The following is a 22,067-nucleotide window of genomic DNA, read 5'->3' as shown; positions in this document are numbered from 1 at the left end:
CCCGGTCAGTCTTGCGCCCGGATCTTCACCGGGCCGCACCCGAGTCGTTCCGACTCCGCTGAGACGTACGCCGGGAAGACATCAGCAATGAACGTGTGCCCACCGGTGCTGTGCTCGTCCTGCGCGATGAAGACGGCCGTGTGTTTTTTGCACGCGATGCGAACCGCTGCCTGGGTAGCAGAATAGTTGCCATTCACTGACACAGTGTCATCGCTGGGCTTTTCGTAGGTGAAAAACTTCCCTTGCTTCAGCACGGCATTCGTGAAGGCTTCGGTGAGGTCGCTCTCCTGAACTGTCTTGAGACGCAACCGCGGTAGCGGGTCCCTCCCAGTGGCGATGTCGCAGCTGCGGACAGGGCCATTCTCACCGACGGATCTTCGCTCCCGGGCACCGGAACCGACGTACTTCCTTGGCAATATCACATCTTTGATACCGCACAAAGTGCGATCATTGCCCACCGTCTCGTAGTCCGGTACTGCCGTGAGATTTCCCGGCCGGGAAAGCGATCCCGAACAGCCCAGCTCCCTCATCGTGGCGTTCGCGGAGTGAACGACGAGGCTGGCGAGCAACCTCTGGCGTTTGGCGGCTTCGGCCGAGTCCCTGGAAGTGGCCTCGCTTTCGCCGAAGGCCACATCCACGACTCCGGGCCCTGTGAAGTACCCAGGCTTTCCTGTACATGCATCAGGTAGCGCTACCCATGCCCGGGTGTCTGAGGCCATGCCCAGCAGTCCGTTGCCGAGTGGAGTCAGCCTGGATGACAGGAAGTCAGTTGCCCACGGGAGTTGGTTTGCTCGCGAACCTTCGAGCTTGCTGACATGGATCTCGGCCTTCCAACCGTGTGGGGAGCCACCGGCAGCCATGATGCGGCATGCCCCGTGTAGAACGCCTTGGTTCACCCAGGCGGGAGGTATCTCCGCGTGTTCGGTTTCCCGGCTACCGAACAGACCTTTTATTTCCTCCTGTGTCACGGAGTTCCAACAGGGCAAGTCAGGGAATGGGAACGTGTCCGTACGCCACGCCACAACCCCTGCCCCGATCGCCGCGCCGGCCACAGCAAAAGCGAGGGAGTTGATGAGTTTGCGCTGCTTGCGCAGTAGATTTCTCACTGGGCTGATGGCCTTCTTGGGTTCCAATGGCGGGTAGGGGTGTCGCTAGGATATTTTTATTTTCCCAAAAGCGGTGTCTCCTGAATTCTTGGAAAGAGGTGGGGCATGTACTACATGGCTGGCTGCATCTTTACTTTCAGCACCATCGAGTCATTCGGTGCAGTCAAACTCTGTTTTTGCGCCTTTTGTGAAATGTGTTGCGAAATTCTGAATATCTTTACGCCGTTGGGAGGTGTCGCTGTCGCCGACCTTCACGGATACTTCCGTAAGAACGTAAGGCAAGTCTGTTGAGCATTTGGAGATGATCGTAGAGTCGTTGTCTCCCAGCGCCCCTGTCCAGCCGAACGGGAGATCCTGCATCTGGGCACGGTTTTCGAACCCGTGGGATTGTAGAGGATCCATGGGGTCGTAATATTGTTGGGCCTGGTATACGGATATGAAAAGGGCGAGTTTTTTGTCCACGCCCACTTTGCAGGAGCTGGGCGATTTTTTGAGTGCTCCGCTCCGCTCGGCTATTTCCTTTCCGGGGGGAAGGATTCGGGATGTGATTTTTTTATCGACCTTAACGTTGCAAATGACCCCAGGGATCTCGTATTCGATTTGAGCGCTGGAACATGCAGCGCTGCTCATCAGTGCGCAGGAGGTCAGTCCTGCCGTAATCAGCCGGAGTTTCCTTCCCATCAGCGCACACCTCCAGACTTGTCCGCTTTAACGTTTCCGTGGTCAGCTTCATTTCTTATTTGTGCGTATATTCCCGTATCTCTTGAGTATCCTGTAGTTTTGTCCGCCCATTCGGCGTTTTCCTCGTACCATCTTTCTGCTATCGTTTTAAGTTGTTCGTTTCGCGCATCGTAATTCTTTCTTCGTTCGCCTGCAGATTCTGCGGCAACGTTGTCGCTTTGGTCTTGCGCCCAGGCTGCTGTAATGACGTCAATTCCGCGTTGCCCCATATCGGAGAACGGTGTAATCACCCCGCCGATGCTATGGTAGATCCATCGCTGATTCCATGATATGTCGCGGATATCGTTGTCCTCTTCATCGTTGATTGTGGCCTCTCTTGCCTGTTCGAGGAATCCGATGGTGCGACCTGCGTTGCGCAAGCTGTCTTCGGGGCGGTCCTTCTCTGTGTTTATTTCTGCATTGATGGCGTAATTCATCTGTTCGTTGAGTATTTTATATGACTCCTGATTTCTTGATATTTGCTTGCTTATCTCGCGGAGGTCGTCGCTCTTGAATGCGGCGGAGTCGAGCGGGGCGCTCATCGCCTTATGCACTGTGTCGCCGTGGTTTCCGAGTGCTAGAGCCATGCTGCGGCGCATTTCTGCCGGAAAATCATTTCCGGTTTCCGCCAGGATTTTCACCGACCGCTCCAGAACTTCCCTGTTTCTTTCTGTGTGCTCGACGAATTTTGCGCCGTCAGCATCGGGATCGCTGATGCCGGAGACTGCGGCGAACATGGCGTTGCCCGTCGCCTCCAGCGCCGGGTTCGGGCCGTTCTGCGGGCCGTCGTTGAAGGAGCGGCGGTCCTTGAGGACCCACTCCGCGTTGTCTTGCGGGTCCGTGCTGCTGAAGAAGTCCGCCGCCGCGTCCGGGCTGTTGGTGAGGGCCATCATGAAGCCGGTCATCGGGTCGCGGCCAAAGTCGCCGTCCCCGTCGCCCATGAAGTTCATCCTCGGCATCATGGGGCCGCCCGTGGCGCCGGTCCAGAAGTTGCCCGGGAGCTTCATCTTCTTCTCCTGGGCTACGAGCGAGTCGCCGTACTTGTTGAGGAACTGGTCGTCGTAGTCCCCGACGCGCATCAGGTTGCTCATGATCTGGAAGCCGTACACGGTGGTCCCGCGGGTCTGGATGCGCTCCCCGCTCAGCTTCAGCATGTCCTCCTTCCACTCCTGCATCTTGGGGCTGTCGATCTGTGTCGCGCCGGCCAAGGTGAGGCTGAGGTTCTTCTGGAGTTCGCCGTACTGGTTGAAGCGGGTGTGCTGCAGAGCCCCGCCGTCGGACGGGTCCGCGAGATCGGCCCAGAAGTCGAGGACGCCGCGCGGGCCCAGCGTTCTGGCGAACCTCTCCTGGAACAGTGGGTCGTTCGCGTAGGCGGCGAGGGTGGAGTTGACCTTGTCGAACTCCTCGGGGGTCATGTCGTCCCCCTTCTTCTTGATGATCTGCGCGATGTCCTCGGCCTTCTCCAGGGCCTCCACGGCGGACTCGCGGTCGCCGTACACCCCGTTCGCGAAGCCCTGTTCCGCCTGGTCGACCAGGGCGCGCAGAACCTGGGCGGCCGTCGTGTCGCTCTCGGTCGCCCTGCTCAGGATGAGCTGGACGTCGTCCCGCAGATAGTCGACGTCCTGCTGGGAGTGGCTGGGCACCTCGGTGCCCTTGGCCGCGCGGTCGGGATGGATGAGCATCGTGACGGTGAAGCCGCCGTCCGCCGTGCTCGTCACCGTGATGTTCTTGCGGCGCGCCAGTTCGATCTTGGACTTGAGGTCGTCCCGGAACCCCACGAGTTCATCGCGGGTGTCCTTGAGGATGTTGTAGATGGAGGTCGCCTCGGTCACGGCGTCCGCGAACTCTCCGACCGTCCTGTCGACGAACTCGCGGGTGACCGTGGCGTTCTCGCCCGCCCAGTTGGCCTTGTCAGCCTTGGCCTTGAGATCCTCGCGTGCCTGCTTCTCCAGGCTCTTGAGGTTGGTGATCACCGTGGACCAGTCGTTGATGTTCGTGTCGAGCGTCGCGAAATTCCCGTGGAGCAGCTCATCCATGTTCATCAGGACTGCTTCCTCTCGCTGAAGCCCTCGTCCAGCAGCGCGATACTGCTCACGGTGGTGACGGTGGAGCGTTCGTCGTCCTGGTGCGTCTTCTTGGTGAAACGCATGTGGTTGGAGATATGCCCACAGGCGTCCAGGAGCGAGGTGAGCTGGTTCTCCCACTTCTCCTGTACGTGGTGCAGACCGCCGCCGAGCGCGAAGCCCTGCGTCGAGAGGTCCTTGGCAGCGGTCTGGCTGCTGGACCAGGCGTCCCGCCCTGACCGCCCGAGCCCGTCGAAGAGTTCGTAGGCGCTGTTTCCCACCGCGGCCAGATCCGTCTGGTTGACCTTGAGGTCGCCCTGACCGCCCTGCCCGCCCGTGCCGCCGCCGTCCGCCGGATACTGGTTGAGCCTCATACGCGTGGACTGCTTCTCGGCCGCCGCGGCCTTGAGCTGTTCCCACTCGTCCCATGCCATGTGATGGGTTTCCTTTCCCCCGTGTGGTAAAGCTGAAAAACGGATCGTATGGCGACTGTGTGCGGTCGCCTACGCCTTCGGCATCAGCCCCGTCTGCACCAGCGGATTTCCGCGCCGCCGGGTCACGAAGACGCCCCGGCCCGTCGGCATCGGGCGAGGACGGGCGTTGCCGAAGATGGAGCCCTCGTTCGGGTCGCCGGAGAGGATCAGGCCCTGGGCGCCGAGCTCCTGGATGCGCTGGACGAACGGCTCGTACGTCGACCGGCTCGCCCCCGCCGTGTTGCGGGCGATGATGAAGCGGACGCCGACGTCGCGGGCGAAGGGGAGCAGCTCCGTGATGCCGGAGAGCGGGTTGCCGCTGGACGTCGAGACCAGGTCGAAGTCGTCGATGACGACGTACACGGTCGGCCCCTGCCACCAGCTGCGGTCCCGCAGCTCCTGCGCCGTGACGGTCTCCGACGGGGTACGTCGCCGCATCAGGTCGGCCAGCGCGTCCATGTGGTGGCCCATGTTGTTCGACATGGGGATGTACTCGGCCAGATGCGACGGCGGCGTCACATCCAGCAGGGCGCGCCGGTTGTCGATCACGAAGAGCTTGCAGACATCGCCGTCGTACCGCTCCGTCAGCTGCTTGATGAGCAGCCGCAGCAGGTTGGACTTGCCCGACTCGCTCTCGCCGTAGATCAGCAGGAACGGGTCCTGCTCGAAGTTGACGAAGACCGGCTCCAGGTTGTTCTCGTCGATACCGAACGCGATCCCGCGGTCCGGGTACGCCGCGCCGCCCGGCAGCTCCGCGGCCGGCAGTTCGCGCGGCAGCAGCCGTACGGCGGGGGCTCCCGGCGCCGTCCAGTGCCGGGACACCTCCTGGGACATGGCGGCCGTGGCCTCCGACAGATCACTGTCGGAGTGGATGCTGTCGATCCGCGGCACCGCGGCCATGAAGTGCAGCTTCTCCGGGGTCACCCCGCGTCCCGGCACGCCCGTCGGGACATTGACGGCGACCTTGCGGTCGATCTCGGAGTCCATCGTGTCGCCGAGCCGCAGCTCCAGGCGGTTCATCAGATGGTCCTTGAGATTGGCGCGGACCTCCATCGAACGCGACGCGGTGACGATCACATGGATGCCGTAACCGAGCCCCCGCGCCGCCATGTCGACGACGACCTGCTCCAGACCCTCGTAGTCCGTACGGAAGTTGCCCCACCCGTCGACCAGCAGGAACACATCGCCCCACGGCTGGTCCGCCACCGAGATCTCGCCGCGCGCCCGCAGCCTGCGGTACGTCGCGATGGAGTCGATGCCCGAGGAACGGAAGTACTCCTCGCGCCGGGACATGACGCCGTACACCTCGGCCACCGTGCGCCGCACCCGCTCGGGGTCGAGCCGCGAGGCCACCCCGCCGACATGCGGCAGTCCGGCGATCGACGACAGCCCGCCGCCACCGAAGTCCAGCCCGTAGAACTGCACCTCCTGCGCCGTGTGCGTCAGCGCGAAGGCCGCCACCAGCGTCCGCAGCAGGGTCGACTTCCCGGACTGCGGGCCTCCGACGATCTGCATATGGCCCGCCGCTCCGGAGAAGTCCCGGTACAGCGTGTCGCGGCGCTGCTCGAACGGCTTGTCGACCACGCCCAGCGGTACGACGAGCCGGCCCGCCCCCTCGAAACCGGGCTGCGTCAGCCCCCGTCCGGGCACCTCCGCGAGCCCCGGGAGCAGCTCGTCCATCGCCGGCGGGTTGTCCAGCGGCGGCAGCCACACCTGGTGGGCCTCCGCGCCGCGCCCTTCGAGCCGCCGCACGATCACATCCAGCACGGAGTCGGCCAGCGCGTCGTCCTCCGCCGCGGGCCCCTCCGGCACCCGGGGCGCGGCGGCCGGCTCGACGTACCGCAGCGGCACAGGAGCGGCCGTGAACGGTACGGGCCGACGGTCCACCGGAAGCGGCCCGCCCGCCCCCGCCGTCCGCTGCGGGCCCGCCCGGTAGACACCGGAGACGTACGCCGCCTTGAACCGGACCATCTCGTCCGTACCGAACTTCAGATAACCCGAACCGGGGACATTGGGCAGCTGGTACGCGTCGGGGACGCCGATGGCCGCACGCGACTCGGCCGCCGAGAACGTCCGCAGTCCGACCCGGTACGACAGATACGTCTCCAGACCGCGCAGCCGGCCCTCCTCCAGCCGCTGCGAGGCCAGCAGCAGATGCACCCCCAGCGACCGCCCGATCCGGCCGATCTGCACGAACATCTCGATGAAGTCCGGCATCGCGGTCAGGAGTTCACTGAACTCGTCGATCACCAGGACGAGCGAGGGGATCGGCTGGAGCGGAGCACCCGCCGCGCGCGCCTTCTCGTAGTCGTGGATGTTCGCGTAGTTCCCCGCGTCACGCAGCATCTCCTGGCGGCGGTTGAGCTCACCGCGGATGGAGTCGCCCATGCGGTCCACCAGCGTCAGATCGTCGGCCAGGTTGGTGATCACCGCGGCGACATGCGGCATCTGGGACATCCCCGCGAAGGTCGCGCCGCCCTTGAAGTCCGCCAGCACGAAGTTGAGCGTCTCCGACGAATGCGTGACGGCCAGCCCCAGCACCAGCGTGCGCAGCAGCTCCGACTTCCCGGAACCGGTCGCGCCGACACACAGCCCGTGCGGGCCCATGCCCTCCTGCGCGGCCTCCTTCAGGTCCAGCATCACCGGGGCGCCGTCCTCGCCGACACCGATCGGCACCCGCAGCCGCTCGGCCTGCGAACGGGGCCGCCAGGTACGGGCGACATCGACGGAGGCCGCGTCCCCCAGGTTCAGCAGGTCGGTGAAGTCCAGATTGGCGAGCAGCGGCTCGTCGTCGTCCCCGCCCGAGGCCACCGAGAGCGGCGCGAGCTGCCGGGCCAGCGCCTCGGCCGCCTCCGCGCTCATCAGGTCGGGCTCCCCGTCGTACACCAGCCCGTGCCCCGACTCCAGTTGCAGCGCGTCGGGACGGACCACCACCGACAGACCGCCGCGCGCCCCGGCGGCCTCGCCCGGTACGACCTCGATGACCGTCACGCCCTGCAGCCCCTCGGCGCCGGCGAACACCGACATCGGGGGTACGGAGCGACCGTCGAGCACGACGACGACATGCGGCTGGTCCAGCAGCGGATGGCCGGCGCCCTGGAACCGGGGGCGGCCCTCAAGACGGTCCCCGAGCAGCTCCTCCAGCTCCAGAATGTCGGTGGTGATCAGCCGCCGGCTGCCCGCCCCGTCGCCCGCGCCGCGCGCCTGCGCGTGCGGCAGCCACTTCGCCCACTCCCAGTGCGGCGCCGTCTCGCGCCCCGCGACCACCGCGACGACCAGGTCCTCGGGGGAGTGCAGGGAAGCCAGCGAGCCCACCATCGCGCGGGCCGTCGACCGTACGGACTCCGGCTCGCCGCTGACCGTCACGTGGTAGAAGGCGCGCAGCGAGACCGCCATGGGCAGCCCGTCGAGCGTGCTGTGCGCCGTGATGAACTGCTGCATCGCCCCCGCGGTGAGCGGCTCCAGCTCGTCCACCGGCGCGGTCTCCGGCGCGACGAGCGGCGTGGCGAGCTGCTGACTGCCCAGGCCGATCCGCACCTGCCCGAAGTCGTCGTCGGCCGCGCGCCGCTCCCACACCCGGCTGCCCTCGGCGACCAGCGCCCACAGCTGCTCGGGGGAGGGGTGCAGATAGAACTGCGCGTCGCGCTGGAGGTGCGCGGTCTTCAGTACGGCGCGCCTGGTCTGCGTCAGGTACTTGAGGTAGTCGCGCCGCATGTCCGCGAGTTGGCCCTGGCTGCCGCGCCGGTAGCGGACCAGCGTGGCGATGGCCATGGCGACCGTCGAGGCGATCATCACCATGCCCATGATGCGCATGATCGGGTTCGGTGTCATGAAGAAGAAGACGACGGAACCGCCCATGCCCAGCATCGGCAGCAGCTGCATCATCGCGCCCTCCTGCTGCCCGCGCGGCAGTTCGGGAGGGGGTTGCAACTGCACGTGCTCTCCGGGTACTTCGGCGGGGAGAGCCCGTGGTGGGCGCTTGACGACGATCTGGCTCACAGCTCACCCATTCCCTTGCCGGACGGAAATGTTCCTATCGGCGCCCCCGTGGCGACGGGTTCCGTCCGCGGGGAGGGATCCTACTTGCGCATGGGGAATGGGCGTGGCGGTAGGGTGACGCGACGCGTTTGCTCACCGATGAACTACCGCAAAACGGCGGGGCATCGGGGAAGCGGACGGGCGGGGGCACAGCACACACGGGTCACACCGGACACACCGGTCACACCGCTCATCACACCCCTGCCCTCTCCGCATCGCGCGCCGCACGAATGCGGAACCCACCAGCGCACGCAGGACCATCACGAGGGGAAACAGCAGGTGAGTATCACGGCGTCAGCGGCGGTCACCGGAGCCGGGCACGCGGGGCCGGCCGCCCCGTCCCGCGGCGGGACCGGATTCTGCCGGATCACGGTCGTCGCGCCGGACAGCCGCGTCGATGTGGCACTGCCGGAGGACATCCCCGTCGCCGACCTCTACCCGGAGATCCTCCGGCTGTCCGGACAGAGCCCCGCCGAGGGCGCCCCGGTCGGCTACCACCTGGTACGGCGCGACGGCACCGTCCTCGACAGCGCGCGCACCCTGGCCGCCCAGCGCATCCTCGACGGCGAACTGCTCTCACTGCGGCCCTTCGCCGAGTCGCTGCCCCCGGCCGTCTTCGACGACGTCTCCGACGCCGTCGCCTCCGCGGTGGCCCGCGACCGTACGCTCTGGACCGACACGCTGACACGCGGCGCCGGGCTCTTCGGCGGCTCCGTCCTGCTGACCCTCCTCGCCTTCGTGCTGTGGACCGCCGACCCCCGGCACGACATGCACGGCCTGCCGGGCATCCTGGCCGCCGTCACCGGCGTCCTGCTGCTGGCGGTCTCCGGCGTACGGGCCCGGGTCTACGACGACCGGGCCTCGTCCATCGCCCTCGGCATCGGCGCGCTCGCGAACGTCGCGGTGGCCGGTGCCGGCCTGCTGCCGCTGGCGGCGGGGGAGGGCATCGGCCGGCTCCAGGCGCTGCTGGCCTGCGTCGCGGTGCTGGTCGCCGCGGTCATCCTCACGATCACCGCACCCGGCGGGGACGGCCCCTTCGTCGCGTTCGTCTTCGCCGCCGCAGTCGGCGTCCTGGTGATCTTCGTGGCGATCCTGACCGGCCTTACGCCCGCCGAGACCGCCGCCGTGTGCGCCCCCCTCGCCGTCGGCGCCCTCGCCTTCCTGCCCGGCCTCTCCACCCGCTTCGCCCGCCTCCCCATCGGCTTCGAGCCCCCGCGCTCGGCCGTCACCGGGTACGGGAGTGACGAGCCCGCGCCCCAGGAGCCGATCGACGCCGAGCGCATCGCGGTCCGCGCCCGACGCGGCCACGAACTCCTGGTCGGCCTGGTCGGCGGCTGCGCGCTGGTGGCCGTCGGCGCCGCGGCGGTGCTCGGCTTCTCCGACGGGGTCTGGGGCCAGCTGCTCGCCCTCGCCACCGGCGTCGCCATGCTGATGCGCGCCTCCCTCTTCCGCTACACGGCGCAGGTCGGCTGTGCCCTGGCGGCCGGCCTCGGCGCGCTGGTGCTGCTCGTCCTCGGCCTCTGCCTCAACCCGCCCGCCGCCCTGATGCGGGGCGCGCTCAGGGGCGACGGCGCCGCGCTCGACATCCGTACGATCTGGCTCACCACCGCCGTCGCCGCTGTTGCCGCGCTGATCACGGCCATCGCGCTCATCGTCCCGCGCAAGGGCGTCACCCCCTTCTGGGGCCGCTTCCTGGAGATCGCGGAGGCGTTCGTCCTGCTCACGCTCGTACCGCTGTGCCTCGCGGTCTTCGACGTCTACCACTCGATCCGCGCGCTGACCTCCTGACGTACGGGACGGAGGCACGGGACGGACGCACGGGACCCCGGCGAACCCCGGCGAACCCCGGGAAAGCCCGACCGTACGGACTGGTACTCTGGGCGACGGCCGTTTGTGTACATGTACCGGGAATCCGTCAGGACCCCAGGACCCGCGCACAACGGACCCCGCCTCCCGAGTCACGGAAGCTCCCCAGAGTATTCGACCTGGGGCACTCGAAGGCCACGAAGACCCACGAGGAGTACGCGTGCCGCTCGACGCCGCTACGAAGAAGTCACTCATCACCGAGTTCGGCACCAAGGAGGGCGACACCGGCTCCCCCGAGGTCCAGGTCGCCATGCTGTCGCGCCGGATCTCGGACCTGACCGAGCACCTCAAGGTCCACAAGCACGACCACCACTCGCGTCGTGGCCTGCTGATCCTGGTCGGCCAGCGCCGCCGTCTGCTCCAGTACCTGGCCAAGAAGGACATCCAGCGCTTCCGCGCCCTGGTCGACCGCCTCGGCATCCGCCGCGGCGCCGCCGGCGGGGCCAAGTAAGACACCGTGAAGGGAGCGGTTCCCACTTCCAGGGGGCCGCTCCTTTTGCGTACGTACAGGCCGTTCGTACGGATCATTCGTACGGACACCACGTACGGACGTCACGTACGGAGCCGTACGTGATGCCGTCACGCGGCCAAGCTCAGTAATCTGGTGTACGAGCACCACCGAAGAGGAGGAGCGAACTCCACCGCCGCCGGTCCTCGGTAGTGGCGCCCGGAAAGGCGCGGCCCATGCCGCCGCCCCGGGAGCTTCGATCGAAGACCGGCCCGCACAGAGGAGCGCTTCTCCGCCACGTCCCCTGCCACACGGGCACCGGACGAAGACGAGGAGAAAACACTAGTGGAGAACGAGACCCACTACGCCGAGGCCGTTATCGACAACGGAACCTTCGGCACCCGCACCATCCGCTTCGAGACGGGCCGGCTGGCCAAGCAGGCCGCCGGATCCGCCGTGGCCTACCTGGACGACGACACCATGGTGCTGTCGGCCACCACCGCCTCCAAGAAGCCCAAGGACCAGCTCGACTTCTTCCCCCTCACGGTGGACGTCGAGGAGCGGCAGTACGCGGCCGGCAAGATCCCCGGCTCCTTCTTCCGCCGCGAGGGCCGGCCCTCCGAGGACGCGATCCTCACCTGCCGCCTCATCGACCGGCCGCTGCGCCCCTCCTTCAAGAAGGGCCTGCGCAACGAGATCCAGATCGTCGAGACGATCATGGCGCTCAACCCCGACCACCTGTACGACGTGGTCGCGATCAACGCCGCCTCCTGCTCCACGCAGCTGGCCGGCCTGCCCTTCTCCGGCCCCATCGGCGGCACCCGTGTCGCCCTGATCAAGGGCCAGTGGGTCGCCTTCCCGACGCACACCGAGCTCGAGGACGCCGTCTTCGACATGGTCGTCGCGGGCCGCGTCCTGGACGACGGCGACGTCGCGATCATGATGGTCGAGGCCGAGGCCACCACCAAGACCATCCAGCTGGTCGCCGACGGCGCCGAGGCCCCCACGGAGGAGGTCGTCGCCGCCGGTCTGGAAGCCGCGAAGCCCTTCATCAAGGCCCTCTGCAAGGCCCAGGCCGACCTCGCCGCCAAGGCCGCGCAGCCTGAATCGAAGAGGGCCACCGGCGAGTTCCCCGTCTTCCTCGACTACCAGGACGACGTCCTGGAGGCGCTGACCGCCGCCGTACGCGACGAGCTCGCCCAGGCGCTCACCATCGCGGGCAAGCAGGACCGCGAGGCCGAGCTGGACCGCGTCAAGGAACTCGCCGCCGAGAAGCTGCTCCCGCAGTTCGAAGGCCGCGAGAAGGAGATCTCCGGCGCCTACCGCGCGCTGACCAAGTCCCTGGTGCGCGAGCGCGTCATCAAGGACAAGGTCCGCATCGACGGCCGCGGCGTCACGGACATCCGTACGCTCGCCGCCGAGGTCGAGGCCATCCCGCGCGTGCACGGCTCCGCGCTGTTCGAGCGTGGCGAGACCCAGATCCTGGGCGTCACCACCCTCAACATGCTCCGCATGGAGCAGCAGCTGGACACCCTCTCCCCGGTGACCCGCAAGCGCTACATGCACAACTACAACTTCCCGCCCTACTCGGTCGGCGAGACCGGCCGCGTCGGCTCCCCGAAGCGCCGCGAGATCGGCCACGGAGCGCTCGCCGAGCGCGCCATCGTGCCCGTCCTGCCGACGCGCGAGGAGTTCCCCTACGCGATCCGCCAGGTCTCCGAGGCGCTGGGCTCCAACGGCTCGACGTCCATGGGCTCGGTCTGCGCCTCCACGATGTCGCTGCTGAACGCCGGTGTGCCGCTCAAGGCCCCCGTCGCCGGTATCGCCATGGGCCTGATCTCCCAGGAGATCGACGGCAAGACCCACTACGTCGCCCTCACCGACATCCTCGGTGCGGAGGACGCCTACGGCGACATGGACTTCAAGGTCGCCGGCACGAAGACGTTCGTCACCGCGCTCCAGCTCGACACCAAGCTCGACGGCATCCCCGCCTCGGTCCTGGCCGCCGCGCTGAAGCAGGCCCGCGACGCCCGCCTCCACATCCTCGATGTGATGAACGAGGCCATCGACGTCCCGGACGAGATGTCCCCGAACGCCCCGCGGATCATCACCGTCAAGATCCCCGTGGACAAGATCGGCGAGGTCATCGGCCCCAAGGGCAAGATGATCAACCAGATCCAGGAGGACACCGGCGCCGACATCACGATCGAGGACGACGGCACCATCTACATCGGTGCCGCCGACGGACCGGCCGCCGAGGCCGCCCGCGCCACGATCAACGCCATCGCCAACCCGACCATGCCGGAGGTCGGCGAGCGCTACCTGGGCACGGTCGTCAAGACGACCACCTTCGGCGCGTTCGTGTCGCTGCTCCCGGGCAAGGACGGACTGCTGCACATCTCGCAGATCCGCAAGCTCGCCGGCGGCAAGCGCGTCGAGAACGTCGAGGACGTCCTCGGCGTGGGCCAGAAGGTCCAGGTCGAGATCGCCGAGATCGACCAGCGCGGCAAGCTCTCCCTCATCCCCGTGATCGAGGGCGAAGAGGCCGACGCGCCCGAGGACACGAAGGACGAAGCAACCTCGTGACACCCAGCTCAAGGACGACGGCCCGCGCCTCTTCGGAGGCGCGGGCCGTCGCCCGTACCCAAACCCTCATCAAGGGCGAGAACGGGACCGGCACGGTCCGCCGCACGACCCTCCCCGGCGGCCTGCGCGTCGTCACCGAGTCCCTCCCGTCGGTACGGTCCGCGACCTTCGGCATCTGGGTACAGGTCGGCTCCCGGGACGAGACCCCGGCGCTCAACGGCGCCACCCACTACCTCGAACACCTCCTCTTCAAGGGCACGCGGCAGCGCAGCGCCCTCGACATCTCCTCCGCCATCGACGCGGTCGGCGGCGAGATGAACGCCTTCACGGCGAAGGAGTACACCTGCTACTACGCGCGGGTACTCGACACCGATCTGCCGCTCGCCATCGACATCGTCTGCGACATGCTCACCGGCTCGCTCATCGAAGCCGCCGACGTCGACGCGGAGCGCGGGGTCATCCTCGAAGAGATCGCCATGACCGAGGACGACCCGGGCGACTGCGTCCACGACCTCTTCGCGCAGACCATGTTCGGCGACAGCCCCCTCGGCCGGCCCGTCCTCGGCACCGTCGAGACCATCAACGACCTCGACCGCGACCGGATCGCCCGCTTCTACAAGAAGCACTACGACCCGACGCGCCTGGTCGTCGCCGCCGCCGGCAACATCGACCACGCCACCGTCGTACGCCAGGTCCGCAGGGCCTTCGACAAGGCCGGCGCGCTCTCCCGTACGGACGCCGTCCCCGTCGCACCCCGCGAGGGCAGCCGCTCCGTACGCGCCGCCGGCCGCGTCGAGCTGCTCAACCGCCGCACCGAGCAGGCCCATGTCGTCCTCGGCATGCCGGGCCTCTCCCGTACCGACGAGCGCCGCTGGGCCCTCGGCGTACTGAACACCGCGCTCGGCGGCGGCATGAGCTCCCGCCTCTTCCAGGAAGTACGCGAGAAGCGCGGCCTGGCCTACAGCGTCTACTCGTACACCTCGGGCTTCGCCGACTGCGGCCTCTTCGGCGTGTACGCGGGCTGCCGCCCCGGCCAGGTCCACGACGTGCTGCGGATCTGCCGCGACGAACTCGACCGCGCCGCCGCCGAGGGAATCAGCGACGACGAGATCGACCGCGCCATCGGCCAGCTCTCCGGCTCCACCGTCCTCGGTCTGGAGGACACCGGCTCGCTGATGAACCGGATCGGCAAGAGCGAACTGTGCTGGGGCACCCAGATGTCCGTGGACGAGATGCTGGCACGGATAGCCGCCGTCACCCCCGACGACGTACGCGCGGTCGCCCGCGATGTACTGGGACAGCGCCCCTCGCTGTCCGTCATCGGACCGCTCAAGGACAAGCAGGCCGCCCGTCTCGACGCGGCGGTCGCCTGAGAGACCCGGCCGCGAGACCGGGCCGTACCACCGAAGCCGAAGGAAACAGAGCAATGAGCAAGCTGCGCGTGGCCGTCGTCGGAGCCAAGGGCCGCATCGGCGCCGAGGCGGTACGGGCCGTCGAGGCCGCCGACGATCTGGAACTGGTCGCCGCCCTCGGCAGGGGCGACCGGCTGGAGACCCTCGTGGAGACCGGCACCCAGGTCGTGGTGGAGCTGACCACCCCGGCCTCGGTGATGGGCAACCTCGACTTCTGCGTCCGCCACGGCATCCACGCGGTCGTCGGCACCACCGGCTGGACCGACGAGCGCCTCGCGCAGCTGGGCACCTCGCTCGCCGCCTCCCCGGAGACCGGGGTGCTGATCGCGCCGAACTTCTCCATCGGCGCGGTCCTCACCATGAAGTTCGCCGAGACGGCCGCACGTTACTTCGAGTCCGTCGAGATCATCGAACTGCACCACCCCAACAAGGTCGACGCCCCGTCCGGCACCGCGCACCGCACCGCCCAGCTCGTCGCCGCCGCCCGGACGGACGCGGGCCTGCCCGCACAGCCCGACGCGACGGTCACCGAGCTGGCCGGCGCGCGCGGCGCCGACGTGGACGGCGTACGGGTGCACTCCGTACGGCTCCGGGGCCTCCTGGCCCACCAGGAGGTCGTCCTCGGCGCCGAGGGGGAGACCCTCACCGTGCGCCACGATTCCCTGCACCACAGCAGCTTCATGCCGGGCATCCTGCTCGGCGTGCGCCGCGTGGTGTCCACCCCCGGGCTCACCTTCGGCCTGGAAAACTTCCTCGACCTGGGCTGACCCCATGCGCGCAAAGATCACGTACTTCCTCACGGCCGCTGTCCTGGTCGTCTACTTCGTCCTGGTCGGCAGCCGCGGCGTGCTGCTCATCGAGCACGGCACGCTGCTCACCGTGACCTTCGGGGTCGCGGTCCTCGTCCTGCCACTGATCGGCCTCTGGTTCCTCTGGAAGAGCACCCAGTTCGTCACCCGGGCCAACCGGCTCGCGGCGGAGCTGGAGGCCGAAGGGGGCCTGCCCGTCGACGAACTGGTCCGCACCCCCGGCGGCCGGATCGACCGGGACTCCGCGGACGCCGTCTTCGCCGCGCGCCGGGCCGAGACGGAGGACTCGCCCGGCGACTGGCGCTGCTGGTTCCGGCTCGCCGTCGCCTACCAGGACGCCCGGGACACCCCGCGCGCCCGCAAGGCCATGCAGCGGGCCATCGCCCTCCACGACGGCAAGCCCGTAGCCGTCTGAGAACACGGAAAACACATGAGCGGGGTCCCACCTCAGGGAGGCGGGACCCCGCTCATGTGCGAAGGGATACGGCGGAACGGTCAGGGTCAGGGACGCCGGTACTCGTCGCCCCACGCCTCGACCGTGTCGGCGGCCCGGTCGAACGCCTCACTCCGCGACAGGAAGTCCGCGTTGTGATCGGTGAGCAGCGCGAGCGGCTCACCCTGCCGGCGTACGACGACGAGCGCCTGGCCCTGTACGGTGCGCGGCAGTCCGAGCCAGCGCACCGGCTGCTGGACGGTACGGACACCCACGGCCCGGTCCCACGCCACGGTGACGGTCATGAACAGCCGCACCCGGCGTACGCCGTGCCGGCTCACCCACGCCCCCATCCGCAGCATGCGCAGGGCGATCGCGATGGTCACCCCCGCGACCGCGAAGCAGGCCGCCGCGCCGGACAGAGCACCCGCCGCGGCGATGATCACCGTGGCGAGCAGTACGAACGAGGCCAGCAGGAGCAGCAGCGCGGACGCCACCACCCGCCACGGGCCAGGGCGGTACGGACGCCGCCAATGATCATGATCGTCGAAGGGCAGCGCGACATCATCGGTCGCGTCAAAAGCCCGGTCGGCCGTCAGGAAGGGCAGGGGCACGACTGATCCTCACTCACAAGCACGCTCGATTGCTGTGCCCGGTGAGGCTACCGATCACGCCCCCGTCCGGACCACCCGAGGGGGCCGGACGAGTCATCAGCGTCCCTGGGACGCCTCGGACTGCTGGGACTGACCGGACGAACCGGTCTCCAGCGCGGGCATCCCCAGCATGACGGCTCCGACGAGCCCGGCCGTGACGGTCAGGCCGATCAGCACCCGGCCCACGAGCTGGGAGGCGCTGGCGCGCTGTCTGGGAGGCGGGGTCACGTTACTGCGGAAGCTGTCGGCCTCGGCGACGAATGCGAACGGTACGGCCTCTCGCCGGCGGAACATGGGGCGGGTCTCCTCAAGGCGGTTACGGAATGCTGCTGGTGTGTCAGCCGCTGTTCAGTCAGACGAACACCAGCGCCATTTGGTGCCCGGATTCCGCGTATTTCCGCGCACGAACACCGTCCGCGGACGCCGCCGCCCGTCGCTGTCAGTGGCGAGCCGTAGAGTGGGCGCCGCCCGAGCGATGCGACTGGAAGGACCCCCGCCGGTGAGCGACACCCCCGCAGAGACCAAGCCGAGCTTCCGCAGCGATATCACCGTCGACCTGGTGAAACACACCGCGGGCGACTCCGACGTGCTGTGGGCCGCACGCGTCTCCACCGCAGGTGAGCAGTCCCTGGAAGAGATCACGAAGGACCCCGAGCGCTCAAAGGGACTCATCAACTACCTGATGCGGGACCGCCACGGCAGCCCCTTCGAGCACAACTCGATGACCTTCTTCGTCAGCGCGCCGATCTTCGTCTTCCGCGAGTTCATGCGCCACCGCGTGGGCTGGTGCGTCGCGGGTGACACGGAGATCACCCTGGAGAGCGAGTCGGGAAACCTCCGTCGCCGGACCATCGCGGATCTGTACCGGCTCTGGCATCTGGGCGTGGAGGACCGCCTGCCGCACTCGGCCGGGGGCGTCACCTGGCACGGCACGGCCGGAAAATGGATGGCACAGGTACGCAGGGGGGACAGGAACCACTACCTCGGGCTCTTCGAGAACAGGGAAGCCGCGGAATCCGCGGTGGTGGAGTTCCGCGAACTGCACCCGAGCACGCGGCTGCGGAAACTGGAGTCGGTCCGCCGCAACCATGTCCGCTGTTACGACGAAGAGACCCTGACGGCGAGCCGGGCCCGCATCACCGATGTCATCGAGTCGGGGGTGAAACCGCTGATCAAGATCATCACGGAGTCCGGCAAAGAGCTGCGCGCCACTGTGGATCATGCCGTGCTGACCCCTGACGGCTGGCGCAAGGCCGGTGAACTGGCTGTGGGAGACGCGGTCATGACGGCCGCCACCGCCCCCCGCCCCTCCGAGGCGCTCGTTCCGCCGAGTCTGCGCCGCGGCATCGGTGTCTGGACATCCATGCAGCGCGAGCGTCTCCTCAAGGAGGAGGACGCCTGCCATCTCTGCGGTGCCGAGTTCCCGCGCAGCGAGCTGGCTCTCGACCATGTGGTGCCGGTCGCCGGGGATCTCACCCGCGCGCTCGACGAGAGCAACCTTGCGCCCGTCTGCGCCGCGTGTCACGCGGCGAAGAGCGCCGAGGAGCAGGCACTGGCACGGCGGGAAGGGAAGGTCGCTGTTGCCCGCCCGGACCGGATCGTCTCCATCGCGGACGACGGCGAGGAGATGACCTACGACCTGTCGGTCGAAGGCCCGTGGCACAACTTCCTGGCCAACGGGATCGTCGTGCACAACTCGTACAACGAGGAGTCCGGGCGCTACCGGGAGCTGCTGCCCGTCTTCTACGTCCCGGGCGAGGACCGCAAGCTCGTGCAGCGGGGCCGGCCCGGCAAGTACGAGTTCGTGGCCGGTACGGACACCCAGCAGGAGATCACGGAGCGTGCGATGCACGACTCCTACGTTCAGGCGTACGAGGCGTACCAGGAGATGCTGGCGGCCGGTGTGGCCCGCGAGGTGGCCCGCGCGGTGCTGCCGGTCGGTCTGTTCTCGTCGATGTACGCGACGTGCAACGCGCGCTCGCTGATGCACTTCCTCGGCCTGCGCACCCAGCACGAACAGGCGAAGGTCCCGTCCTTCCCGCAGCGCGAGATCGAGATGGTCGGGGAGCGGATGGAGGAGCACTGGGCGAAGCTCATGCCCCTCACCCACGCCGCGTTCAACGCGAACGGACGTGTCGCCCCGTAACGGGTTTCGCGGAGGTGAGCGAGTACGGTCCCGGCCTGTTTTGGAGCCGTTCCGGCACCGTTTCTGACCGTTCCGGGGCACAGATGTACGGTCGACCAGGTGAAGTGTCCGTATTGCGGCGTTTCAAGAAGTTCATCTAGGCTGATCAAACGGACCCGGCACTGCTTGAACCCCCGAGCAGGCAGTGCCGGGCTCCTCTTGTCCCGTCCCCCAAGGGGACACGGCGAGCTGAGCAGCGAGTAGCGTGTTACCCATGGCTCCGATCTCCACTCCGCAGACCCCCTTCGGGCGGGTCCTCACCGCGATGGTCACGCCCTTCACGGCGGACGGCGCACTCGACCTCGACGGTGCCCAGCGTCTCGCCGTCCATCTGGTGGACGCAGGCAACGACGGCCTCGTCCTGAACGGCACCACCGGTGAGTCGCCGACCACCAGCGACGCGGAGAAGGACCAGCTCGTACGGGCGGTCCTGGAGGCCGTCGGTGACCGGGCCCATATCGTCGCCGGCGTCGGCACGAACGACACCCGGCACACTCTGGAGCTGGCCCGCGCCGCCGAAAGCGCCGGGGCGCACGGCCTGCTCGCGGTGACGCCGTACTACAGCAAGCCGCCGCAGGAGGGCCTCTTCCAGCACTTCTCGGCCATCGCCGACGCGACCGGGCTGCCGGTCATGCTCTACGACATCCCCGGACGCAGCGGTGTCCCCATCGACACCGAGACGATCGTCCGGCTGTCCGAGCACCCGCGTATCGTGGCCAACAAGGACGCCAAGGGCGACCTCGGCCGCGCCAGCTGGGCCATCGCCCGGTCCGGCCTCGCCTGGTACTCCGGCGACGACATGCTGAACCTTCCGCTGCTCTCCGTCGGCGCGGTCGGGTTCGTCTCCGTGGTCGGCCATGTGGTCACCCCGGAGCTGCGTGAGCTGCTGGACGCGCACCTCACCGGTGACGTGCAGAAGGCCACCGAGATCCACCAGAAGCTGCTGCCGGTCTTCACCGGCATGTTCCGCACCCAGGGCGTCATCACCACCAAGGCGGCCCTCGCTCTGCGGAATCTGCCCGCCGGGCCCCTGCGGCTGCCGCTCGTCGAGCTGTCGGCCCAGGAAACGGCCCAGCTCAAGATCGATCTGGCGGCCGGCGGGGTACAGCTCTGATCAACGACTTCACAACTGAATACGCGAAGACAGCAGTACATCGAGAAAAAGAGAAGCGGCCACCGGGAAACCGGCCCGCACGCACAGCCCACACAGACAACAGCAAGTGTACGAATGTCATGCGCGCCACGTGCCTCAGCGGTACGTGGCGCGTGTGGTGAGGAGAGTCTTTTGAGTCATCCGCATCCTGAACTCGGCGCCCCGCCGAAGCTGCCCAAGAATGGCCTGCGGGTCACTCCGCTGGGCGGCCTGGGCGAAATCGGCCGGAACATGACGGTCTTCGAGTACAACGGCCGTCTGCTCATCGTCGACTGCGGCGTCCTCTTCCCCGAGGAGGAGCAGCCCGGCATCGACCTGATCCTGCCGGACTTCACCACCATCCGGGACCGGCTGGACGACATCGACGGGGTCGTGCTCACCCACGGCCACGAGGACCACATCGGTGGCGTCCCCTACCTGCTCCGGCTGAAGCCGGACATCCCGCTGATCGGCTCCAAGCTGACCCTCGCGCTGATCGAGGCGAAGCTCCAGGAGCACCGCATCCGCCCGTACACCCTTGAGGTCACCGAGGGGCACCGCGAGCGCATCGGCCCGTTCGACTGCGAGTTCGTCGCGGTCAACCACTCCATCCCGGACGCCCTGGCCGTCGCCATCCGCACCCCCGCGGGCATGGTGGTCCACACGGGCGACTTCAAGATGGACCAGCTGCCGCTGGACCGCAGGCTCACGGACCTGCCCACCTTCGCCAGGCTCGGCGAGGAGGGCATCGACCTGCTGCTTTCGGACTCCACCAACGCGGAGGTCCCGGGCTTCGTCCCGCCGGAGAAGGACATCTCGAATGTCCTGCGCCAGGTCTTCGGGAGCGCGCAGAAGCGGATCATCGTGGCCAGCTTCGCCAGCCACGTCCACCGCATCCAGCAGATCCTGGACGCCGCCCACGAGTACGGTCGAAGGGTTGCCTTCGTCGGCCGCTCGATGGTCCGCAACATGGGCATCGCCCGTGACCTGGGCTATCTCCGGGTCCCGGCCGGTCTGGTCGTCGACGTCAAGACCCTCGACGACCTCCCGGACCACGAGGTCGTCCTCGTCTGCACCGGCTCGCAGGGCGAACCGATGGCCGCGCTCTCCCGCATGGCCAACCGCGACCACCAGATCCGGATCGTCCAGGGCGACACGGTGATCCTCGCGTCGTCCCTCATCCCGGGCAACGAGAACTCGGTTTACCGGGTGATCAACGGCCTGACCAGGTGGGGCGCGAACGTCATCCACAAGGGCAACGCCAAGGTCCATGTCTCGGGCCACGCCTCGGCCGGCGAGCTGCTGTACTTCTACAACATCTGCAAGCCGAAGAACCTGATGCCCGTCCACGGCGAGTGGCGCCACCTGCGCGCCAACGCCGAACTGGGCGCACTGACGGGGGTCCCCAAGGACCGCATCGTCATCGCGGAGGACGGCGTGGTGGTCGACCTTGTCGACGGCAAGGCCAGAATCGTGGGCAAGGTCCAGGCTGGCTATGTGTACGTGGACGGCCTCTCGGTCGGCGACGTCACCGAGACGCACCTCAAGGACCGCCGCATCCTCGGCGACGAGGGCATCATCTCCGTCTTCGTGGTGGTCGACTCCACCACCGGCAAGGTCGTGGGCGGCCCCCACTTCCAGGCGCGCGGCTCGGGCATCGAGGACTCTGCGTTCTCCGCCGTGCTGCCGAAGGTCGAGGAGGCCATCGGCAAGGCCGGCGCGGACGGCGTCGCGGAACCGCACCAGCTCCAGCAGCTCGTGCGCAGGACCGTCGGCAAGTGGGTCTCCGACACCTACCGCCGACGCCCGATGATCCTCCCGGTCGTCGTCGAGGTCTGACGGATCCGGCGCGGCATCAGGAGCGGGGGGCCTCGATTTGCTTCGAGGCCCCCCGCTCCAGTACGTTTACGGCTCCACATCGACGGGAACCCCGGGCCAAACGCGTGCCCGGAGCTGCTCGAAGAGGTGGGGGAACCGACTCGGATAACTCTGATAAAGTCGGAACCGCCGGAAAGGGAAACGCGAAAGCGAAGAACTGGAAAGCAAGCCCCCGCTCCGACGGGGAATCGGACACGAAAGAGTCTGATAGAGTCGGAAACGCAAGACGGAAACAAAAACAAAGAAACACCGAAGGGAATCGCCC

Annotated in this window: 15 protein-coding genes and 3 pseudogenes; 11 read left to right on the top strand and 7 right to left on the bottom strand. The window is 67.7% G+C overall.

All coding sequences use genetic code 11. The features are described from left to right. Positions 1–5 precede the first annotated feature (5 nt). The 5 genes from AB0389_RS14805 to eccCa all read right to left on the bottom strand — a co-directional run bounded on the left by AB0389_RS14805 (position 6) and on the right by eccCa (position 8,361). Positions 6–719, bottom strand: a complete 714-nt coding sequence (locus AB0389_RS14805) for a hypothetical protein (RefSeq protein WP_366395777.1) — start codon at positions 717–719, stop codon at positions 6–8. A gap of 537 nt (positions 720–1,256) precedes the next feature. After that, positions 1,257–1,787, bottom strand: coding sequence for a hypothetical protein (locus AB0389_RS14800; RefSeq protein WP_366395776.1), 531 nt, complete (start codon positions 1,785–1,787; stop codon positions 1,257–1,259). Continuing rightward, a complete protein-coding gene (locus AB0389_RS14795; protein ID WP_366395775.1) occupies positions 1,787–3,868 on the bottom strand; it encodes a hypothetical protein in 2,082 nt (693 codons plus the stop codon). The genes AB0389_RS14800 and AB0389_RS14795 overlap by 1 nt, the downstream gene beginning before the upstream one ends. Further along, a complete protein-coding gene (locus tag AB0389_RS14790; protein ID WP_366395774.1) occupies positions 3,868–4,323 on the bottom strand; it encodes a hypothetical protein in 456 nt (151 codons plus the stop codon). The genes AB0389_RS14795 and AB0389_RS14790 overlap by 1 nt, the downstream gene beginning before the upstream one ends. Before the next feature lie 69 nt (positions 4,324–4,392). Continuing rightward, entirely contained in the window at positions 4,393–8,361 is a 3,969-nt protein-coding gene (gene eccCa, locus AB0389_RS14785; protein WP_366395773.1) for a type VII secretion protein EccCa, read from the bottom strand. A 318-nt stretch (positions 8,362–8,679) separates the two neighbouring features. Here eccCa and eccD point away from each other — a divergent pair, with 318 nt between their 5' ends. The 6 genes from eccD to AB0389_RS14755 all read left to right on the top strand — a co-directional run bounded on the left by eccD (position 8,680) and on the right by AB0389_RS14755 (position 15,936). After that, the gene (gene eccD / locus AB0389_RS14780) at positions 8,680–10,188 is read left to right on the top strand and encodes a type VII secretion integral membrane protein EccD (protein ID WP_366395772.1); all 1,509 of its coding nucleotides are present in this window, start codon (positions 8,680–8,682) and stop codon (positions 10,186–10,188) included. A gap of 238 nt (positions 10,189–10,426) precedes the next feature. Continuing rightward, the gene (gene rpsO / locus AB0389_RS14775) at positions 10,427–10,717 is read left to right on the top strand and encodes a 30S ribosomal protein S15 (protein ID WP_366395771.1); all 291 of its coding nucleotides are present in this window, start codon (positions 10,427–10,429) and stop codon (positions 10,715–10,717) included. Positions 10,718–11,059: 342 nt separating this feature from the next. Next, positions 11,060–13,300 (top strand): polyribonucleotide nucleotidyltransferase, encoded by a 2,241-nt coding sequence (locus AB0389_RS14770; RefSeq protein WP_366395770.1) that lies wholly within the window; start codon positions 11,060–11,062, stop codon positions 13,298–13,300. After that, positions 13,297–14,673 carry a pitrilysin family protein gene (locus AB0389_RS14765; protein WP_366395769.1) on the top strand — a complete coding sequence of 459 codons (1,377 nt, stop codon included), beginning with the start codon at positions 13,297–13,299 and terminating at the stop codon, positions 14,671–14,673. Before AB0389_RS14770 ends, AB0389_RS14765 begins: the two co-directional genes overlap by 4 nt. A 53-nt stretch (positions 14,674–14,726) precedes the next feature. Continuing rightward, complete coding sequence (gene dapB, locus AB0389_RS14760) at positions 14,727–15,479, top strand: 4-hydroxy-tetrahydrodipicolinate reductase (protein ID WP_366395768.1); 753 nt, start codon at positions 14,727–14,729, stop codon at positions 15,477–15,479. 4 nt (positions 15,480–15,483) lie between these two features. Then, on the top strand, positions 15,484–15,936 hold the full coding sequence (locus AB0389_RS14755; RefSeq protein ID WP_366395767.1) for a tetratricopeptide repeat protein: 453 nt from the start codon (positions 15,484–15,486) through the stop codon (positions 15,934–15,936). An 86-nt stretch (positions 15,937–16,022) separates the two neighbouring features. Here the strand turns inward: AB0389_RS14755 and AB0389_RS14750 are convergent, their stop codons facing one another. Together AB0389_RS14750 and AB0389_RS14745 are read right to left on the bottom strand one after the other, a co-directional pair. After that, entirely contained in the window at positions 16,023–16,568 is a 546-nt protein-coding gene (locus tag AB0389_RS14750; protein WP_366395766.1) for a hypothetical protein, read from the bottom strand. Between the two features lie 96 nt (positions 16,569–16,664). Next, positions 16,665–16,901, bottom strand: a complete 237-nt coding sequence (locus tag AB0389_RS14745) for a hypothetical protein (RefSeq protein WP_366395765.1) — start codon at positions 16,899–16,901, stop codon at positions 16,665–16,667. A 205-nt stretch (positions 16,902–17,106) separates the two neighbouring features. Between AB0389_RS14745 and AB0389_RS14740 the strand changes: the two are divergent. From AB0389_RS14740 to AB0389_RS14720, 5 genes and pseudogenes are all read left to right on the top strand, one after another. Further along, positions 17,107–17,394, top strand: a pseudogene (locus AB0389_RS14740) (FAD-dependent thymidylate synthase); the annotation flags it as partial. Next, a pseudogene (locus AB0389_RS14735) lies at positions 17,374–18,300 on the top strand (HNH endonuclease); the annotation flags it as partial. The pseudogenes AB0389_RS14740 and AB0389_RS14735, both read left to right, overlap by 21 nt. Positions 18,301–18,303: 3 nt before the next feature. Then, positions 18,304–18,753: pseudogene (thyX, locus tag AB0389_RS14730) on the top strand (FAD-dependent thymidylate synthase); the annotation flags it as partial. Between the two features lie 253 nt (positions 18,754–19,006). Then, positions 19,007–19,906, top strand: coding sequence for a 4-hydroxy-tetrahydrodipicolinate synthase (dapA, locus tag AB0389_RS14725; RefSeq protein ID WP_366395764.1), 900 nt, complete (start codon positions 19,007–19,009; stop codon positions 19,904–19,906). 171 nt (positions 19,907–20,077) lie between these two features. Further along, a complete protein-coding gene (locus AB0389_RS14720) occupies positions 20,078–21,763 on the top strand; it encodes a ribonuclease J (protein ID WP_366395763.1) in 1,686 nt (561 codons plus the stop codon). The last annotated feature ends 304 nt before the right edge of the window (positions 21,764–22,067 follow it).

This window comes from Streptomyces sp. NPDC093109 (genome assembly GCF_040701725.1).
Classification (GTDB): domain Bacteria; phylum Actinomycetota; class Actinomycetes; order Streptomycetales; family Streptomycetaceae; genus Streptomyces.
This window is presented reverse-complemented; position numbering and strand designations above follow the sequence as displayed.